The organism is Mesorhizobium sp. AR02 (genome assembly GCF_024746835.1).
GTDB lineage: Bacteria > Pseudomonadota > Alphaproteobacteria > Rhizobiales > Rhizobiaceae > Mesorhizobium.
On record NZ_CP080531.1, the window covers coordinates 4,807,469 to 4,825,201 of the forward strand.

Genomic DNA, 17,733 nt, shown 5'->3' on the forward strand with positions numbered 1-17,733 from the left:
TTGAAGGCAACTTCGTGTCATTCGGCCGGCCTAAGGTCCCATTCAGTCACTGCCGCGCTTGACCTCGGCGGCAGCCAGGGCCACATCCCCAGGATGGAAACGCCATTCTGGAAAACAAAGACGCTGGAAGCAATGAGCCCGGCCGAATGGGAATCGCTTTGCGACGGCTGCGGCAAATGCTGTCTGTCGAAGCTCGAGGACGAGGATACCGGCGAGATCTACTGGACCAGCGTCGGCTGCCGGTTGTTCGACGCACAAACCTGCCGCTGCTCCGACTACGCCAACCGGCTGGCGCGCGTCCCCGATTGCGTCGGGCTGACGCCGCAGAATGTGCGTACCATCAGCTGGCTGCCCAGCACCTGCGCCTACCGGCTGGTGGCCGAGGGCCGCGACCTCTATTGGTGGCATCGGCTGGTGTCGGGCAGCGCCGAGACCGTGCATGAGGCCGGCATCTCGATGCGCGGCCGGGTCAAGGCGAGCGAGACCGAGCTGGCCGAGCCTGAGGACTATTTTGACTATATGCTGGACGACGAGCCGTAAGGCTCGTGCCCGCACAGTTCCGGAACAAGGAACCGGGGCAAGATTTTTGGGGACGCATTGCTCGAAACCTGGCGAAGATTTCCTTTTCCCGCCACATGAACCGCAGATGAACGGCGAGTTCGTAAATAGTTCAGACAGGCTGATGCATTCTCCCATCATCGGTTTCACGAGGACGGGCGCAAGCCCGCAACAAGGAGAGAGAACCATGTACAACACGATCAAGACGGCGACCCTCTCGGCCCTGGTCGGCCTCGGCACGCTGGCGGCCATTCCTGCCCATGCCGACAGCCTCTATCTCGGCTTCGGCAACAACCAGGATCCGCGCTTCGGCGTCTATGCTGGTGATGACGGCTATCGCCACCGCCGCGACGAACGCCGCGACGACTGGCGAGACGGGCGTGGTGATGGTTGGCGCCGCGGCTGCTCGCCGGACCGCGCCCTCGACAAGGCCGAGCGCATGGGGCTGTATCGCGCCCGCATTGTCGACGTTAGCCGCCGCACGGTGAAGGTCATGGGCCGCCAGGACGGCGACCGCGTCGTTATCGTGTTCGCCAACGAGCGCGGTTGCCCGGTCATCTATCGCTGAGGCTGAAGATCAGTAGCGGCATCATCTTCAACGAAGATGAACCTGGAGACATGACCCCTAGGAGGGTCAGTCTGGAGACACGACCTCCTTCGAAGGTCGGCAGCGGCATGATCCTCTGCGAGGATCAGCCGGGACTAGCGGAGCCCCTGTCCCATCGGATGGGTGCGGCTCGAAAAAACCCCGCGGGAGCGATCCCGCGGGGTTTTTCATGCGCGGCATTTGCCGTTGGCGTGGCCGAGCGATGCTCGACCACGCGTCATCCGAGCTTGCTTACTTCAGCTCAAACGTAACGGTGACCTGGACGTTGTAGGCGTTCTCGCCGGCTTGCGTCGGCACGGCCGCACCCGCGGCGGCGTCGAAGGCCTTGGCGTTGATCGCCATCGGCGGCGGGGCGATGTTCTGGTCGGAGATCTCCAGCACCCGGCCGATGCTGACGCCGGCAGCTTCAGCAAGCGTCTTGGCCTTGGCGATCGCATTGGCCACCGCTTTCTTGCGCGCCGCGTCGATGGTTGCCGCTGGGTTGTCATTGGTGAAGGAGATGCCGCCACCCTGGTTGACACCGAGCGACACGGCCTTGTCGAGGATCTCGCCGGTCTTGTCGATGTCGCGCACGCGCACCGCAAGCGTGTTGGTCACCTGGTAGGCGACAAGCTCGGCCTCCTGGCTGCCATCAGGCTTGTTGGTGTAGTTGTAACGCGGGTTGATCTGGATGCCCGCGGTCTGCAGGTCGCGATCCTTGATGCCGGCCGCCTTCATCGCCGCGATCACGGCGGCCATGGCGTCGTTGTTGGCGTCGAGTGCCGCACGCGCCGTCTTGGCTTCGCGCATCACGCTCAGCGACAGCAATGCCAGGTCGGGAGGGGTGGTCGCTTCGCCTTCACCCGAAACAATGATGCGGGCGGGCGTCGGCGAATCGGCGGCTCCAGCCATCGCCGGAAAAGCGATTGCAGCGGCGAGCGCGAGAGGCAAAAGGTATCTGGTCATGAAAATCTCCTTGGTCTGCGATCCAGTCGCAAAGGTCGCGTAGAGCGCGATTATGGGTTGATTTGGGCGATCCGCGAAAGCCTGTCGGGAAAGCCTTGTGCCGCGATGCGAAAAACATTAATCCAGCCCGCGTGGGGCCTGTAGCTCAATGGTTAGAGCCGGCGGCTCATAACCGCTTGGTTGGGGGTTCGAGTCCCTCCGGGCCCACCATCGTCGTCTAGACCCCTTGAAAATCCTACAAACTGCTGTTTCCAAAGCGCTTTCTGCCCTGTATGGTTCCAACATCGGCTCCAACATTTGGGTGGTTTTGGGTGGCAAAAGTCGCTGGTCTGATACGAAAGAAGAGCGCCTATTTTTACGTGCGCAGAATACCCGAAGAGGTCCGTTCGCTCTTGGGCGGCAAGCAACAGATAACCCGCAGCCTGAACACCACGGACTTTCGTGTCGCTTCCGACAGGGCGAGGAGGATGGCAGCGGAAACGGACAAGATTTTCGCGGATGCGCGTCTAGGCAAAGCGCCAAGCGCGGCGGCAAGCCGTGGCGTCACGCGCGAACAGCTTTTCGATGCCGCCCGGCTGCACCTCTACAATCTTGAGCGCCGGACAACGGATTGGGGACACACCAGCCCGGAAGCCGCGAAGGAAATCATCCAAGCGGATTTGGCGAACATCGGTTCGCCGCACGAAGAGGTCTGGGCAAGCGCTGTCCAGCCGGTAACCGCAAAGGTGATCAAAGAGCTTGGCTTAGAGCTTGATCGTGGTGACCGCCTATGGTTCGAGTTCGCGTCCCTCATCCGCCGTGCGGAGCAAGAGCACCTGGAACGGGAGCTAAGCCGCATCAACGGGACCATAGGAGCCACGGCGACGGACGCGCTATTCTCCAACACATTCGCGCACAATCCCCCACCGAAATTGTCCCTGCCATCCGGGCTGTCACTCGGCCAAGTCATCACCCGATTTGAGAAGGACCCGACGCGGGGTCACCTTACCGAAAGCGCGGGCAAGAAATACATTCTGCCGTTTGCTGTCCTTCGTGAGGTCGTTGGCGAAGACAAGTCGATTGGCGAGATTGCTCGCACGGATTGTGCAGCCTGCCATGAACTCTTAGCCTCGCTGCCTCGCAACTATAACAAGCTGACTGAATTTCGGGGGAAGGGGCTTAGGGAACTGGCCGAACTGGCGAAATCGAGTGGTACCACGCTCCTCTCGCAAGGCACGGTGCAGGTCTACGCTCATCATCTGTCGGCGTTTTTCAACTACGCCGTTCAGAAAGGCATCATCGAACATAATCCGGCCTCCCGGTTGATGTCCGGACAGCCGAAAGAGGGATCGTCCCGGCTGACCTTCAACAACAATGAACTGAAAGGCTTACTGGCGGAGTTGCCCGGCTGGGCCGGCAATCGACGTGGTGGGAGGTTCTGGGCACCGTTGGTCGGACTGTTTTCTGGGATGCGCCTTGGCGAAGTCTTGTGGCTTCACACTGACGACTTCCAAACGGTTGATGGCATTGAAGCTATCGTCCTGCGCCGGACGGATGACCGAAGCCTGAAAACCCGTGGTGCGGCTCGTGTCGTTCCTATTCATGCCGAGCTAAAGCGGCTCGGGTTCATGAAGTTGGTTGAAGATCGAAAGCGTACCGGCGGAAGGCTGTTCATCGATCTGCCGGGAGACGATCAACAGCATTGCGTCGATATGTTTCAGAAGCGGTTCAGCTATATGCTGAAACAGAAAGTAGGGGTGCGGGCGGGCGTTTCCTATCACTCCCTCCGGCACAATTTCTGCGACGGACTACGCAACGCGGGTAGTCCAATTGACGTGACGCGAGCACTCGGTGGCTGGGCACGAAGCGGCGGCATCGAAGAGCGCTACGGGCAGGGCTCGCGGCCTGCGGTTCTCAGCCAATGGATGGACAAGGTGACGTATCCAGACCTTGATCTCAGCCACTTTCACGTGGCGAGACCGGATCAGCCGGAAGTATCTTGAAACTTTGCAACCGGGTGCAAACTCTGTGAGCCTCTTTGAACCAACCGGCCTACCAGATTGGAAGTGGCCTTGCATGGCTGTCTACAACGGCTTCACTCACGAAGAGCGAGTTCGCGGCTGGCAACTCATCCACTTCGGCATCGATAACGGCTGGCTGGCAAAGCCCGAGCGATGCTCGATCACGGGTTCCTCGGAAAACCTGCAGATGCACTGCGAGGACTATTACTCCCCATGGTCGCCCTATCCGGTCAGCCGGCCAATCCACATGGCCTTGCATCGCCGGTTCCGTGAACCCGGTCCTTGGAGCCGGATCGTGGAAAGGTGCGCTGTGACAGGTGACGAGTGGTTTTGTACCCTCGCCCTGAAGCAAATTGACTTAGCCGCAACGCTACGCGCCCAGTACGGGGCTCACATCGTCGACGTTTTCAGGAGGGTCCCCTTTCCTCCGAACAATATTGCCGCCGTCCAGCGTGCCTAGCACAGCCCGCCACGACCCTGTCGCCAGCCGTGGGGTCGGTAGGCAAATAGTTTGTGCCTGCTAAAAGTCACAAGGGTCGAGGAAATTTATGTCGTGCCGCTGGCAGCATCAATCCGGGCTGTCTTGGAGATCGCGCACCAGCGCAACCACATCCAAATCAATGATTTTGGCGATGGCCATGAGTTCAACGAGATCAACTCGGCGCTCGCCACTTTCGATATTTGCAACGAACGGCTGATGCCTGCCAAGAACTTTGGCGACCTCGGCCTGCGATAGCCCTTTTGTCCGCCGCTGACTTGCCAGCGCCGCTGCAATCATTCTGTGGCGTTCGGAGTGAACCGACTTCGGCATTGAACAATTGACCAGTGATCAACTCGCCGGTAATCCGATATCTGGATTATCCAAAAATTAGATATTTCTGAGCGGCGCTACCGCTGTCGCGGCAAGCAATTGTAGGGGGAGAAATGAACCGAGCACTCGTCAGCACACTGTCTGCCATCAATGCCATCTTGGCGGTCGCCATCATTCTTATTTTCGGCATCCTCGGGAATGCCTTCCTCGGGCAGGGCGGAGGCGTCGAGCTAGGCCTTATCATCGGCTTTGTGGTAGCCGCGATACTATGCGGCGGTCTGGCTGCGCTCTGTCTGATCGAGAAGCATCTGCGGGTGCTGGCCGACGATCTACGTCAGCAACGCAAGAAAATCACCAGTCCTGTTCGCACGGAGCCATCAATTAGGTAAAATCCGTCAACTGGACCGAACCTAGCCATGAACTTATGAGGGTAGGACGCCACAGAAGAACTCAGTAGCCGCCTACCGGCCTCGCAATTGAGCGAACAGCCTTCAGAATGGACGAGAGTTCCTTCGCTGCTCCGCCCTTCACGATAACACCGCATTCAAACGACCGGTCCAGTGCCGATGCCATGAAGTTGCTCGAGCCGATATAAAATAGCTCCTCGTCGGCGAGAACGACCTTCGCGTGAAATGTCTCCCGCCCGGACGGCAGTGTTGACGGCAGTGCGTACTCGTAAACCAAGACGCCTATCCGTCTGAAGTCGTCTGCGCGCCGGAGAAAGGCCGCGCCACACTGTGGTTCGCTGAGGGGGCGGCACACCAAATGACGGCGAACGCCAGGCCCGCAGATCGAGAATAGCTCCACTAGGAGGTCGGCGCCCTGGTTGTCGATGAAGGGGGCAAGGACGACGAAATCACGCTTCGCTGCACGCGCAAGGCGGAAGAAGGCGTCGCTTGTCTGGAACATGACCGGCGACAGTGCGTGTAAATTATCAATGGCTTTGCGAAGGTGGCTCTTTTCACCGGGCTCGGTAAGAACCAGTTCGACAACGTTGCGATCCTGGTGAGTGCGCAAATACGCCGCGATACCCTTCAGATTAGCGGCCAGATTTCGCAAAGTCTGTGGAGCTGCGGTGAGCTTCGTGGAAAAGTGTACCTGCGTAGCAAGGCCCCCCTCCAAAAGAGAACGACGTGCGATAGCCACATGTTCAGCGGAGACTTCGCCGACGCGTGACGAAAGCGCGACATCGGAACCGCCTAGTCCATCAGGGACCTCAGCCAGATATGCCAGAATCCGCGAGGCTTGGCGGGCCAACGGCGCAAGACCGTAAAGAAGCGCATTGATATCAGCTTCATTGTCTTGATCTGGCATGGTCTAACGCGAGCTGAAGGTAGCCTCTGATCTGCTCTTCCCCGACGATGAAATCCGGCCTGCCGCGTCCGATCAGTGTCGAACGGCTCAGATATTTATTGGCTGTGAGGCAGATAACTTCGGGGATCATAATGCAATCCGGGCAAGCGCCGCCCTTCGTCATACAAAGATTTCCGAGGTTGCATCCCAAGGATGTCGGATAATTCCTGAGGTAGGATAGAAACGCCTCGTGGTGATTGCGCCACAACGCTGACAAGTCGCCAAGGTCGAGCGTCATTCCGTTACGGTAGACCACGAAACCCAGATCGCACGGGAACAGATACTCACCAATCGACCCCAGATCGAGACCTGAAAACTGCTGGATGCCCTGCATGATGTAGTGAGAATAGGAATGCAGCAGTGCGTAAGTCATTGTGTAAATCGTGGCATCCGACTGGCGGTCATGCTCCTCTAGATAGCCACTCATTACCTGAGCTGAGCCCAGCATGGCAGCGGCAAAGTTATCCGGGTGCTCCGTAAGAAGCCCAATATCAACACACCCCAACGAGGCTTGGGAAAGCCATGCTCGAACCAAAGCTTCGTCCAGCTTAAAATAGAAAGCTTCGTTCGATTGCTCCAAAACGTAAACCGGATGCCGCGCTTCCTGTGCTACCCGAACTCTCGGAAACAGGTTCAGGCGCACCGGCATCATTCTGCCGTGCTTATGGATTTTGGGACCGTTTCCGACACGTGAGAATCCATAGCTAAACTTGCAGAGATCGAACTTGCTTATTAGCCCGGCGCGTTCAACGCCCAGAAATCTCTTGGCCTCCTCGGCTGTCGATATCATCGTCGTACGTTGCGGTGAATTGGGTGTCGCAAGCCATTCGTCGGGGTTGGTGAAGTCGACATAGCTTGCACGGCCCCCGATGATCCTGCCGCGCAGTTTGGTTCTGGAGAGCGCCTCGTGCTCGACGAGGAGTCTGAAGGGATCATATTTGCCCGTCCATTCGTGCCTCTCCTGAAGCTTTGCCAGGATGTGCGCCGGCAAAGCGCTATTGCGCTTAAGCCAACCAGCTTTTTGCCAATTGGAAAGCCGCTCGGCTTTCATTTTGGTCATTAAATTGGCGACGACCGTGTTTTGATTGTCGGTGGCGAGTTGCAGCCCCTGCAATATTTCATCAAACTCTCTTGCCTCGACCGCCCGGTCCTTGGACAACAGTTGCGCTACGACCTCCGCATCGCTGAGCGGCGGTCCCTCCAGCCCAACAATTTGTTCGATTACGCCGGCAAGAAGGTGAGCTTGTCCGGGTTCCAGAGCTTCGATCCCAGAATTCTCCGGAAAGGTAATGAAGGTGTCGGATTTGACGAAATAGGCCGATGATGCGGCGTAGTTGATTTTCTCCATCGACGCTTCGCCCACGATATTTCCACCCGGTCCAATCGTGGCTGCGATCCGGCTAAGCGTCTCGTCGCATTTCTCAATCCAGGGGTCAGGGTGCTTCGTTCCACAATTCGCGCAGGAGAAGGACCAATTCGAAAGGGCGACCTGGTCCTTGTTGAGCACGAACTGGCGAGTTCCGCATTTTCCGCAAAGCGCATATCTTTTGATTGGCCGCCGCGAGGCCTGATCATAGACCGTCATGTTCGGGCTGGCGGCCTTCCACGATCCCGACCAGTGAGCAAAAATCACATCGAGCTGACCCCATGAGCAGCGCGTCGGATCGTTCGGCCGCTTGGGGTGTGCGCAAGCCTGACTGAGGTCCGAGAGGCGCTTTCCCATCTGATTGGGATTATCCGTCGCTTCAATCAACCCGCACTCACTGCATATCAATGTCGTTGGGCGCGGCAGATATCCCATCCGGTCCGGACGGAAATAGGCAAACACCTCCGGCCGGAAGCCGTATTGTGTTCGAGATGTATCCAGCAACGACACATCAATGCAGAAATCGGCAAAAGGAGGTGGGATGTTGGTTTCGTTTTGGCGGCACGCGATGGCCTTATCGAACCATGCGCGCGCCGCTTCATCGATACGCATTTCAATCTGAACCCGCGTCGTCGGATCAAGCCGGGCCGGCGTGGCATTGGGCGACGGCATTGCCTGGCACGCGCCCGCAGCGCCTTCGAAGGTGAAGTGCTGCCCTGGTGCGTAGCTCATGGCAATCTGAGCTTGCGAACGAGTCATGGACGGGCCTTTGGCGTCCACCTCGTCGTTCGGCTGGCTAGGTTGTCTTGCCATAAACGCCTACTCCCCGGCTTCTCCGGCCGTCCAACTGTTGTTTCCCCGCATGAGCGCGGACATCACACGGCCAAGATCGCTTAGACGGATGCGGTCTGAACCCGTTCCAAAGCCGCCTTCAATCAAGCCAGCCTCGCTGACATCTCGCAGGCTCGTCATTGGTCGTGATAACGGCGCCCCGGGCTGCCTGAAGAACATATCGAGCGTCTCGGTCTTCCAGTTGGACTGTTCCATTGCCGTCGTGGCCCGATCAAAGAGATCGTGGATACGCTGCTTGTAGAAGTCCTTATTAACGGGAGATGTCGCGTGATAGAGGCCGATGCCATCAACCACAAAATCGCGGAGCTCGTTCAGAAGGTTGATATGATCCGTCCTCGATCGTTCGCCGATTTCTCCCACGTTGTCGGGCTCAGCGAGCGCTGCCTTATCCGCCGCCGACCCCGCATGGTTCATGTTCCGGATATAGTCTACGCCGCACAGCTTGAGCTGTAGGAACGATGCAAGTGTTCGCATGATCGCGTTCTCGGCCCAACGCTCGACCGGGGCTGCGTCGATCATGCGCTCGAGAAAGCGGTGGAATATGTCGTGTATCTCAACGATGTACCGGTCGCGACGTTGCTGCGGCGTCGGTATCAGAATGCTCGTGCCGACATGTGCGCGTCCGACACGCGACGACGCCTGAATATACTCAGCGATGTCTGGCGGCTGTCCGGCAAAAAACATCATGTTGAATTCGTCGACGTCGACACCGTGCGAGATCGCTGACGTCGCAATTACGCCACGGAGAGCGTTCTGCAAGGCACCGACACTGAAAGGCGTTCCAACAGGGGGCTTGTACGCTGCCTCTGTAACGATTGAGCCGATCAAACCCGCATCGATTGCACCGGTAATCAAAGCCGTGCGAACACCTGGGATATCATCGATGCCGGAGAGCCGGTGGTCCCGTCGAATTACGTCCTGGAGCGCAGCCTTGACGTTGTCGCCGCCTTTCTTGTTGGTGACATAAAGCAGAGCGATGCGGTTAAGGTCGACCACATATGCGATGTGAGCGTGATCAATGTTCTTGTCGAGCAGACAGTCGCGATGGCCTTGCCAAAAAATGTCTGAAGGAAGGGCATCTGCCAGTGCGCTACGCACGGCCCAACGTGCGTGCTCATCACCGTCGATGAATGTCTTTAGAAGCTGAGTGATTGTCAGATGAAATGCTGACAGGACCGCAACGGTTGCGGCCGTGTGTGTCCGCCCATTCGTCATTAGCGATACGTAGCGCCGTCGTGTCGGTGTTCGGTGCTCTACATTAGCGCTGCCATCACGTGCTGAATCACCACTTTGCGGGCGCTGCAACCTTGCATAAAAGCTCTCGTACAAATCCGGTCCCGGCTGGGGGAACAGGCGAACCTGCCGCTGATAGATTTGATCGATTTGGCGAGCCGGTTCCGAGACAGTAGCCGAGGCTGCGATGATCCTCGGTGGGCGGGCCGTACCATGTTCGGTGACCACTTGGTCGCCAAGGAGTGGCGCCAACATTCGAAGTGCGTGATGGAACGTCGTTTCAAACAGACCCGAGAATGTGCCCAGGGACTCGTCCAGTAAGTGGGCCTCGTCTTGGATTTCTAAAAGCGGGTAGGGATCAAAGAGGAGCTTCTTGCCGTTCGAATAGAACGGAAAGACCGCCTCACAGCCATGGAGCTCAGGCCCTTTTCGAAATTGTTCGCGAGTGTAGGGAGAAACGAACCGGCCTGACTCAACATGGTGCCACGCAGGATAGCCAAACATGCCAAGAACCCGAACAAGGGTACGAGCACTCTGTCCGATCAATGCAAGCTTATCGACCGTCCCCAGGAGAATGGCAGGTGCATGCGCGTAAATATCCGAATCCATAATGTGGATTGGCAGAGGTGACGGCTTGCCGTCATTGGGGTTTCGGAGGTTCCACTCGCACTCCTTGTTGAAGCAACAATGTGCTAGGCGCTCTTCTTGCGCGGGCCCTTCGTGAAAACGTCGAAGGCCAATCGTCGAGAAACGCTTACCCTCCACGCCGACGAAACTTCCGGTGCAATATGGGCAGGTTGCCAGCCGACGCCATTTCTTTAAATAGACGGCATAGTCCCCGTGGCGGACCGCCATTTCGTCCCAGTCTTTGCTCAGTGACGGTATTTCCGAGACGCCACGGGCATTTCGGTTATTGGGCGTGTTGCCACCTCCGACCCAAAAGCCGATCTCGAAGCCATTGCCCTTGAAATTCAAGCCCTTCTTTTTCCAGGTCCATCTGACCTGATACGCAGCCGCCAATACCTGCGCGAGGCGCTGCGCTTGTTGGCTCGTAAGAAGGCGCAAGGGATATCGAACAAGCGCACTTATCCCGCGCTCCTTCCCCCGCAGCCTGTCAAACGCGAGGCAAAAACCAACAACCCAAAGAAGCTTTCCGATTTTCCGCCGCCAGTCGAGAAATAGAGGAGCGTCGCCTCGCGGTCGTCGGCGGACGTTTGGGCTGGCGAACCCTTCCATGTATCGACGCGCGAAACCACGGCAGCAATTTGGGAAAGGATGAATGCCACCTGGAACAGGCGCCATCCCGTGACACTCTTGCTTTTTCTTCCCCAGAACTCGCCGAAGGTCTGGTTTGTGAAACGCCACGCAGTGAGTGGCATTACCTCGGGATCATCGTAGGCTTTTCCGCTCGATTGCGCCTGAAAGGCTTTCTCAAGGATAGCCAGTCCACGCGCGATGGCTTCGCGTTCCGCTCGCCATCCGCGCAAATCGACTTCTTCGAACTGCTGCTTCTCACGGGCATAGTCTTGGGCATCGGCGACGGGATCGAGGGACTGTGCGTAAGGTCGCGATGCCACGACAGAAGCGAGCCAATCGTCAAAGGCTTTCAGCAGGCTCCTGAGGACATCAAGGCCACCGTCGTCTGAACCGAGAGCGGTAAAGTCGGGCCCCGGCGTGATGTCAAATTGCCGAACAAGGGGCTGGCAGTAGACCGGCAGCGATGTGGTCTCGAGGATACGCGCATTCACCAGTCCCCGCCGACGAACGCCGCAGTTGATCCCAAGGGCATCATAGGAGAGAAACTGGTTGTAACGGTATGACGCTGCAATCCGCTCAAGACGGATGGGACGGTGCAAATCGGGATCGAATTCGGCCGATATTTCGACCTGGAACAGCGTCGCATCAGACTCGCGCGCCGCTGCCTGCTTTGCATCAATGAGATCAGATTCGTTCGCCAGAATGATCCGGACCGTCCGTTCATCCGGATGAAGGGGATCTTCCAGATTTTCATATTCCAGTACGGGTAGAATATGCGGCCTAGCAATTCGACGATTGGTCCGCAGCATGGCCAATGTTTGGTCCCACGCGACAACCTCTGCCGGGACGATGGTTCGGCTGTGCATAGCTCTGCCAGCAGGAAACCCCCAAAGCAGCCCGCCGGTCTCGGCGTTGTCGTCAGCCTCCCACGCATCAATTGCGCTCTCCACGCGCCGCTGCATCTGGGCGTTGAATTCCGCAATGGATCGCTCGACGGCTTCGCGACTTAATGAGAGGTCGATACGGAAGGAACCGAGCTCGAGCGGAAGACGCAGCCACTTTTGTGGAATGTGCTCTCGCTCAATTAGCACATCTGGAGGTGCATCGGTTGCCCCGGGTCCAACCTTGAACTCAAAGGCTTTCAGTGTGTCGCTATCTGCCGTAGCCGGGCCTCGCGCTTCGGCATTGATCGCGTCGATTGCAGCATCAGGCGCGGTATCGGAATGCTCATCGGATGAGTTCGCCCCACCCGACTCAGGATCGTCGTTGACAGCAGGATCGTCTGTGCCGGGTGCCTCATCCTCTTCCGAGAGGATAGAAACGAGCACGTCTTCGCGTCCCGGTGAATCTAGGACCGCAGGCGCAATTCCAAGTTCGAGTAGCGCGGCATTTTCCGCGTCCTTCGTCACGCGATTTTTGATGTCCAGCCATACAGGGCTGTTGCGACCATCAGCGCCTAGTATGGCTTTGTTATCTTCCTCTGCCCGGCGGAGCGCTTCACGCCGATGCCTGAGAATGATAGAGCGGGCATTTTTGGCTAACCTGAAAACCACGTTCGATGAGGTCAGGTCCTGCGACGTCGGCAGCATGCGAAGATAGATACACGCGCGCAAGGCAACTGTTATGGCCTTGTCCTTCCGGTCTGCTATCTGAAACGTCAATCCCGCTGTGCCAATGTGGGCCGGAGACGTCACGTCATCTTTCTCTTCATAGGTTGCGGCAGTCTCCGAAGGACGCCTACGTGGCAACAAATGCTGCGTGTGGATGACTTTTGAGGGTTTGTCGCGATAAATTATGCGGCCGGTAGGGCCTGCGCCTCGCAAGCGATCGTAGACGGTATGCAAGATTGCGGAGGCCACCGCCTCTTTTGTCGTGTGGGATATGTCGTTGCTGTTTGGGTAGAGAAGCTGCGTCATCGGGCGACCGCCTCAAGGCGAATGGCGTTGGCACTGGTGGTGGATGCAGGCTCGAGGTCTTTGAAGAGTACCGGATAGACACTGGCGATAGCCTCACGACGCACGGCCCGTAATTTCTCGAATGAAGTATTGGGGCCTCTCATCAAGCTATCGGCATCGAGAAGGAGCCTATCGAAGAGTCCACGATTGGTATGTCCGTCGCGACGAAGATCACTGCGTACGATGCGGAGAGCATCAGCAAGCGGCCGAGCCAAAATCCCGGCGCCCATAAGGCGTAAAAACGCTTCAATATGGATGGGATCAATCGCCGCGTGTGGCGTGTCGACCTCTGACCGTTCAGCCGCTTGCAACCAGTATTCAACCGCCGCTTTGCTGATGGGAGGCAAGCCGGGGTTTTGCGCAAACAGCATCCCATGAATACGCTGTCCAAGCATTTTGGACCCATACTGCTTGGATAGGTCTTCAATGCCCTTTTTCACGGTTGCTTTGTACTGATCGACCAGCGCTTGTTCGAGCGTCCGGCCTTTCTCGTTCTTTTCGCGCAATGCCGCTTCGATCTCTTCACGGATGATGTCCGACATCACGAACACGGCGTCGTCGATATCAATGGCGCGGGCCTCGCGAGGAGCCAGTTGATGAGTGACCGGATCAAGGACGTAGAACTGCGATCTTGGCCCTGCGGGAATTTTGCCGTAGCCATCGAGAAGCAGGTAGCCTTGGCCGACGAAGGGCAGGGCCGCACGGGACCGATCCGCGTCCAAGCCAAGGGCGGCTGACAGCCGGCCCATATCCTTGGCGACCCAAGGCAATGCCTTCAGAAGCAGCTCGGTTCGGTCGCTGTAAGCTGCGTATTCCGGACCCTGAAGTGCCGCGCTAAGCGTACGGTTCAGGGTCAGCGCGTCATGCCCGGCAACGACAAGCCGGAATTCGGCTGGACAGTAGCTATCGCCAACATACGCGCGGGCGCCGAGGATCGCCGAGGCTGCCCAGACCACTGTTGTCGGCAGTCGACGCTCGAGTTCAGCGGGATAATTACCAGGCGTCGTCACGCGTAATTCAGGGACGCCCGCCTTGAACGTGCCGGGCTCCGTCAGAAAATCCACCAGGAGGTCGTTGGCCAGTTGCGCGTCCTCGGGATGGCGCAGCACGACAAGCACGTCATTGCTCTGGCTAATCTCCGTCAAGGCGCGCTTGAGATAGCGCATCAGCGGGGTGTCAACGCGAAGCGTTGCCGCCAGCGCCAATCCCTCGGCGAGATCCGATTGAATGGCGTCGCGCCGTGGTCCCGCATGTCCCTCACCAATCAGCGCCATAGCCTTATTGTGGTGAGGATCAAAGGAATGACGCTCGCGCTTTATGCGGTGGTAAGCATCGCGCGTGTCAGTGTAGGGAGCCAGAATGGCATCCGCTCCGGAAGCCAGCGAGCCTCAACATTTTTTTGCAACCGGATGCAAAACACAAGGTAGGCGGTTCCAACATCGGCTCCAACATAGCTATTTATGTTGTTGAAATTACTGGATAAAATTAGTGATGGTTCGTTTCCCTCCGGGCCCACCAACTTGTTACAAATCAGCGGCTTACGCTTAGTTCTTTGAGTTTGAATTGAGCGTTATCGGGTAAGTCTCTGCCTTTTGAGTGAACTGGTTTTGGGCCTGTTCGTCAATTTTCTCCGTTTTTTTATGGCACCCGTCACACGTAGCTCAACACTCCTCGCTTCGAAAGACCCTTCAGCGCTGCGTGCGGTAATCGGCGGCAACGACGTGCAATTGGGCGGGTTCTGATCGTCTTCCACTCGCTCCAGTTGCTGATTTGGATCACGAGGGCGTCGGCTGCGGGATAGACATGGACGAACTGCCCGTAGATTTCCGACCGCCGTAAAATCGGTCCTGGGCCGCCAGCGCAACCACCATTGGCATTGATAGTCGAGCGGACAGCCTGGATTGAATGATGGGATCTGCTCTGGTGCTCTCGTCCTCGTTGGGGAAGCGGCTGGGGCACTATTGTCAAGCGTCGGTTACTTCTCCTGGTTCGAGCGAAGGCCGAAAAACTCAGCGGCTAGGCGTGGCTGCGGCTTGAGCATCTCAATACCGGAAACGATGGCACAGTCACGTCCGGCAGCTGCTGCGAGCAGTGGCGTGATTGCCGGATTGACGATCACTTCCGCGACGGTTGCGGTTGGCTCGAGAGCCGCGATGTTGAGGGGCAGAGTCCCGCCTTCCTGCATTCCGAGCGTGGTCGCGTTTACAATCAGGTCCACTCCGGCTGCGACGTCTGGCGCTTCAGCCTCGCAGACTTGCGTTTTGCAGGACAGAATGGAGGCCTGAATGTCTGCGGCGAGAGCCACCGCTCGATCGGCACTTCGGTTCGCAAGGATCAACTCGCCCAATCCAGCATCAGCCAAGAGAAGGCGATGGCCGCGTGCCACGCCGCCGGCGCCGATGACGAGCGATCCGACGCCCTCAACCACCACGCCGTTGCAGCGGCGTGTTCGAGACAAGGCCGCCGTCCCAGTAGAATTCGCCGTCGATCTCGACGGCGGGGAAGCCAGGCGGAAGCGATCCGCTGCGGTCGCCATCATCGCCAGCAAGTCGCAGGGTGTCGACGAACAGCGACATTGGCGAAAGTGTAGAATTTCGGGCGAGCAGGAATCCGAACCTCAATGCCAGCCTCCTATTCCCCCGGGCAGGATGTGGCTCGCTTCAACGCGCCAGGAGACCCAGATTGTGGCGCCGGGAGTCAGGTTCAGCTGCACCAGTTCGTCGTGGCTTTTCTGCGCCTTGAGTTCCAGGCCTTTGTCGCCTTCGAGATGGATGACGGCGGTGGCGCCAACAAATTCCTCGCCAACCACGGAGGCTCGCATCGTGTTGCTGGTGCTCGGCTGGCTATTGCTCAGCTGCACCCGGTCGCCCGAGACAACGAAGGTCGCCTTGTCGCCCTGCGCAAGCACCTTGGCCGGGTTCGGCGCGACGTCAAACTGTCCAGCCGACGTGGCGATCCCGACGGCATTGATGGTGATCTCAGACACCTTGCCGGCGAAGACGTTCGAAGAGCCCAAGAATTCCGCGACGAAGCGCGGCTATCTCCCGAAAGGTCTCAGATGGCAATTACCGCAGTCGAAGCGAATCGCTGATCGCATTCTCCAACTATCATTATCACCGCAACCGTCTGATCACGTTCCCCTCGCTGGCCATCGACGATCACGCGGTACGCCTGCACCGGGTGATGCGCTCCAGGGTCGGCACCGCCAAGCGGCAAATCAAGCCGGGAGGCGCCACATTCGCACTCTACCTGTACCACGCAGTTCCGTTTCCGCGAGTGGGTCACAAGCAAAATTTGGCCCAAGCAGTCTGCGGGTTGCATCCGAAATACGGATCTCATCGGGCTCCGCGGACGTTTGAATACGTGCGGCGAGATTAACGGTCTCGCCCCACAGGTCGTAGGCAAACCGCCTTTTGCCTATGACGCCCGCGACGATTGGTCCTGAGTGAATTCCAATTCTGAGCCTTAGCCGTTCTCCTGCGAAGCGTTCGTGCTGAACCGCCTCCCGCAGTTCAAGTGCATAGCGCGCGAGGGCTTCTGCATGATCGGATCGCGCGGCGGGCAGGCCAGCGACCACCATCACACAGTCGCCGATTGTCTTGATCTTTTCGCAGCCGTATTGGTCCGACAGCCGATCCGCCGCCTTGAAGAAGTAATTTAGAATAGCGAGCGTCGTCACGGCTCCGACGCTCCGCGCTCTTTCCGTAAAACCGACGATGTCGGCAAAAAGCACACTCACCTCTGCGTGGTTGTCGGCAATTTGTTCGTCTGACTTTAACCGCTCCGCGATCGACGCCGGAAGAATGTTGAGGAGCAGGGTTTCGGCGCGCTGGTATTCACGCTGCAATCCCTCTTGGCTCTCCCTCAACGCCTCGTTCATCGATTGTAATTTCTCGTTGAGTTGACGCTCCCTCTCTTGCAGGAGCGTCATTTCATAAGCCTTCTGTTGAAGCCGCTGCTTATTGTCGCGTTCGGCAGTGGCGTCGAGAAAGAGCAGCCACACGCAGGCGTTGTCAGCAAAAAGATGAAGGTCCGCGACACGCCCGCTGGGCAGTTCGACCATGGCCATATGATATGGAAGCTCCGGGGAAGGCAGCAAACCTTCCATGAATTCAAGCTGATCGGCAACAGGCTGACCAATGCGAAGCGATGAGAGCCCGTAATGTTTAACGTTACCGCCCTTCGCAGCTACGCAAAGCTGGGCGTTAATTTTCAGATATGCGATAGAGTGCTCGTTGTAAAAAAAATTATAAATCCAGCTTCCGACTTCTTTTGGCAATCTGTGCATGGTCTATTTGGTAACCATCGAAGCAAGTTGACGAAACGCATCATCAACATGTTCACCCGAAAGCGCACTTGTTAGATAGATTTGCCATCCAAGTTGCCTCAGCTCGTTGATATCACCGTCCGATATTGCCCACCGATCGGCAAGATCGGATTTGTTGAACAGCAATACAAAAGGCATAGTGCCGAATTCGGCCTCGACCCGCTCGCGCAGCGTGAGCGCCGCGGCAAGAGTAGCGGCGCGGGTTCCATCGACAACAAGCACGAGCCCGGTCGCACCTCGCACATGGCTGACGCGGAATGAGCCGATATCGTCTTCGCCGGCCAAATCCCACAAAATCAGATCCACGGTTTTGTCCGGGAATGCGACACTCTTCTTGTCGATTTTCACTCCCACCGTGGTCAAGTAGGTCTCTGAAAAGATGCTTTGCACAAACCTGCGAACCAGACTCGTCTTTCCGACACCGAACCCGCCCAACATGCAGATCTTCTTTTGCAACATCTCGAGCTCC

At 57.7% G+C, this 17,733-nt stretch carries 16 protein-coding genes, 1 tRNA gene and 1 pseudogene; 6 read left to right on the forward strand and 12 right to left on the reverse strand.

The window, feature by feature from the left end; translation table 11 throughout:
* The first annotated feature begins 93 nt into the window (after window positions 1-93).
* Window positions 94-540, forward strand: coding sequence for a YcgN family cysteine cluster protein (locus DBIPINDM_RS27430; RefSeq protein WP_258582123.1), 447 nt, complete (start codon window positions 94-96; stop codon window positions 538-540).
* Between the two features lie 205 nt (window positions 541-745).
* Window positions 746-1,126 carry a hypothetical protein gene (locus DBIPINDM_RS27435; protein WP_258582124.1) on the forward strand — a complete coding sequence of 127 codons (381 nt, stop codon included), beginning with the start codon at window positions 746-748 and terminating at the stop codon, window positions 1,124-1,126.
* Between the two features lie 270 nt (window positions 1,127-1,396).
* Here DBIPINDM_RS27435 and DBIPINDM_RS27440 read toward each other — a convergent pair whose 3' ends face one another.
* Window positions 1,397-2,110 (reverse strand): SIMPL domain-containing protein, encoded by a 714-nt coding sequence (locus tag DBIPINDM_RS27440; RefSeq protein ID WP_258582125.1) that lies wholly within the window; start codon window positions 2,108-2,110, stop codon window positions 1,397-1,399.
* 134 nt (window positions 2,111-2,244) lie between these two features.
* Here DBIPINDM_RS27440 and DBIPINDM_RS27445 point away from each other — a divergent pair.
* The 3 genes from DBIPINDM_RS27445 (at window position 2,245) to DBIPINDM_RS27455 (ending at window position 4,570) form a co-directional block, all read left to right on the forward strand.
* Window positions 2,245-2,320: transfer RNA gene (locus tag DBIPINDM_RS27445), tRNA-Ile, on the forward strand.
* A 101-nt stretch (window positions 2,321-2,421) separates the two neighbouring features.
* The gene (locus DBIPINDM_RS27450; RefSeq protein ID WP_258582126.1) at window positions 2,422-4,092 is read left to right on the forward strand and encodes a DUF6538 domain-containing protein; all 1,671 of its coding nucleotides are present in this window, start codon (window positions 2,422-2,424) and stop codon (window positions 4,090-4,092) included.
* Between the two features lie 73 nt (window positions 4,093-4,165).
* Window positions 4,166-4,570: a hypothetical protein gene (locus DBIPINDM_RS27455; RefSeq protein ID WP_258582127.1), complete on the forward strand. Its 405-nt coding sequence runs from the start codon at window positions 4,166-4,168 to the stop codon at window positions 4,568-4,570.
* A 108-nt stretch (window positions 4,571-4,678) separates the two neighbouring features.
* Here the strand turns inward: DBIPINDM_RS27455 and DBIPINDM_RS27460 are convergent, their stop codons facing one another.
* Complete coding sequence (locus DBIPINDM_RS27460; protein ID WP_258582128.1) at window positions 4,679-4,921, reverse strand: helix-turn-helix domain-containing protein; 243 nt, start codon at window positions 4,919-4,921, stop codon at window positions 4,679-4,681.
* 113 nt (window positions 4,922-5,034) lie between these two features.
* Between DBIPINDM_RS27460 and DBIPINDM_RS27465 the strand changes: the two genes are divergently transcribed.
* Complete coding sequence (locus tag DBIPINDM_RS27465) at window positions 5,035-5,310, forward strand: hypothetical protein (protein WP_258582129.1); 276 nt, start codon at window positions 5,035-5,037, stop codon at window positions 5,308-5,310.
* 61 nt (window positions 5,311-5,371) lie between these two features.
* On the opposite strand, the gene DBIPINDM_RS27470 is transcribed toward DBIPINDM_RS27465, so the two are convergent.
* From DBIPINDM_RS27470 to DBIPINDM_RS27515, 10 genes and pseudogenes are all read right to left on the reverse strand, one after another.
* Complete coding sequence (locus tag DBIPINDM_RS27470) at window positions 5,372-6,235, reverse strand: phospholipase D-like domain-containing protein (RefSeq protein ID WP_258582130.1); 864 nt, start codon at window positions 6,233-6,235, stop codon at window positions 5,372-5,374.
* Entirely contained in the window at window positions 6,216-8,453 is a 2,238-nt protein-coding gene (locus tag DBIPINDM_RS27475; protein WP_258582131.1) for a hypothetical protein, read from the reverse strand. The genes DBIPINDM_RS27470 and DBIPINDM_RS27475 overlap by 20 nt, the downstream gene beginning before the upstream one ends.
* Window positions 8,454-8,459: 6 nt before the next feature.
* Window positions 8,460-10,790, reverse strand: coding sequence for a helicase-related protein (locus tag DBIPINDM_RS27480; protein WP_258582132.1), 2,331 nt, complete (start codon window positions 10,788-10,790; stop codon window positions 8,460-8,462).
* A gap of 20 nt (window positions 10,791-10,810) precedes the next feature.
* The gene (locus DBIPINDM_RS27485; protein WP_258582133.1) at window positions 10,811-12,898 is read right to left on the reverse strand and encodes a hypothetical protein; all 2,088 of its coding nucleotides are present in this window, start codon (window positions 12,896-12,898) and stop codon (window positions 10,811-10,813) included.
* Window positions 12,895-14,211, reverse strand: a complete 1,317-nt coding sequence (locus DBIPINDM_RS27490; RefSeq protein WP_258582134.1) for a hypothetical protein — start codon at window positions 14,209-14,211, stop codon at window positions 12,895-12,897. The genes DBIPINDM_RS27485 and DBIPINDM_RS27490 overlap by 4 nt, the downstream gene beginning before the upstream one ends.
* Before the next feature lie 701 nt (window positions 14,212-14,912).
* Entirely contained in the window at window positions 14,913-15,395 is a 483-nt protein-coding gene (locus DBIPINDM_RS27495) for a shikimate dehydrogenase family protein (RefSeq protein ID WP_258582135.1), read from the reverse strand.
* Window positions 15,373-15,462: pseudogene (locus tag DBIPINDM_RS43670) on the reverse strand (patatin-like phospholipase family protein); the annotation flags it as partial. The pseudogene DBIPINDM_RS43670 and the gene DBIPINDM_RS27495, both read right to left, overlap by 23 nt.
* Before the next feature lie 92 nt (window positions 15,463-15,554).
* The gene (locus tag DBIPINDM_RS27505) at window positions 15,555-15,953 is read right to left on the reverse strand and encodes a TOBE domain-containing protein (RefSeq protein WP_258582136.1); all 399 of its coding nucleotides are present in this window, start codon (window positions 15,951-15,953) and stop codon (window positions 15,555-15,557) included.
* Window positions 15,954-16,154: 201 nt separating this feature from the next.
* Window positions 16,155-17,225, reverse strand: coding sequence for an adenylate/guanylate cyclase domain-containing protein (locus DBIPINDM_RS27510; protein ID WP_258582137.1), 1,071 nt, complete (start codon window positions 17,223-17,225; stop codon window positions 16,155-16,157).
* A gap of 3 nt (window positions 17,226-17,228) precedes the next feature.
* Entirely contained in the window at window positions 17,229-17,723 is a 495-nt protein-coding gene (locus DBIPINDM_RS27515) for a Rab family GTPase (protein ID WP_258582138.1), read from the reverse strand.
* Window positions 17,724-17,733 lie beyond the last annotated feature (10 nt).

Excerpts from the sequence above, each read along its gene's own strand:
- DBIPINDM_RS27490 (WP_258582134.1), bottom strand. The coding sequence starts at position 14,211 with ATGGCGCTGATTGGTGAGGGACATGCGGGACCACGGCGCGACGCCATT.
- DBIPINDM_RS27475 (WP_258582131.1), bottom strand. The coding sequence starts at position 8,453 with ATGGCAAGACAACCTAGCCAGCCGAACGACGAGGTGGACGCCAAAGGC.
- DBIPINDM_RS27485 (WP_258582133.1), bottom strand. The coding sequence starts at position 12,898 with ATGACGCAGCTTCTCTACCCAAACAGCAACGACATATCCCACACGACA.
- DBIPINDM_RS27435 (WP_258582124.1), top strand. The coding sequence starts at position 746 with ATGTACAACACGATCAAGACGGCGACCCTCTCGGCCCTGGTCGGCCTC.
- DBIPINDM_RS27455 (WP_258582127.1), top strand. The coding sequence starts at position 4,166 with ATGGCTGTCTACAACGGCTTCACTCACGAAGAGCGAGTTCGCGGCTGG.
- DBIPINDM_RS27470 (WP_258582130.1), bottom strand. The coding sequence starts at position 6,235 with ATGCCAGATCAAGACAATGAAGCTGATATCAATGCGCTTCTTTACGGT.
- DBIPINDM_RS27510 (WP_258582137.1), bottom strand. The coding sequence starts at position 17,225 with ATGCACAGATTGCCAAAAGAAGTCGGAAGCTGGATTTATAATTTTTTT.
- DBIPINDM_RS27465 (WP_258582129.1), top strand. The coding sequence starts at position 5,035 with ATGAACCGAGCACTCGTCAGCACACTGTCTGCCATCAATGCCATCTTG.
- DBIPINDM_RS27460 (WP_258582128.1), bottom strand. The coding sequence starts at position 4,921 with ATGCCGAAGTCGGTTCACTCCGAACGCCACAGAATGATTGCAGCGGCG.
- DBIPINDM_RS27430 (WP_258582123.1), top strand. The coding sequence starts at position 94 with ATGGAAACGCCATTCTGGAAAACAAAGACGCTGGAAGCAATGAGCCCG.
- DBIPINDM_RS27440 (WP_258582125.1), bottom strand. The coding sequence starts at position 2,110 with ATGACCAGATACCTTTTGCCTCTCGCGCTCGCCGCTGCAATCGCTTTT.
- DBIPINDM_RS27515 (WP_258582138.1), bottom strand. The coding sequence starts at position 17,723 with ATGTTGCAAAAGAAGATCTGCATGTTGGGCGGGTTCGGTGTCGGAAAG.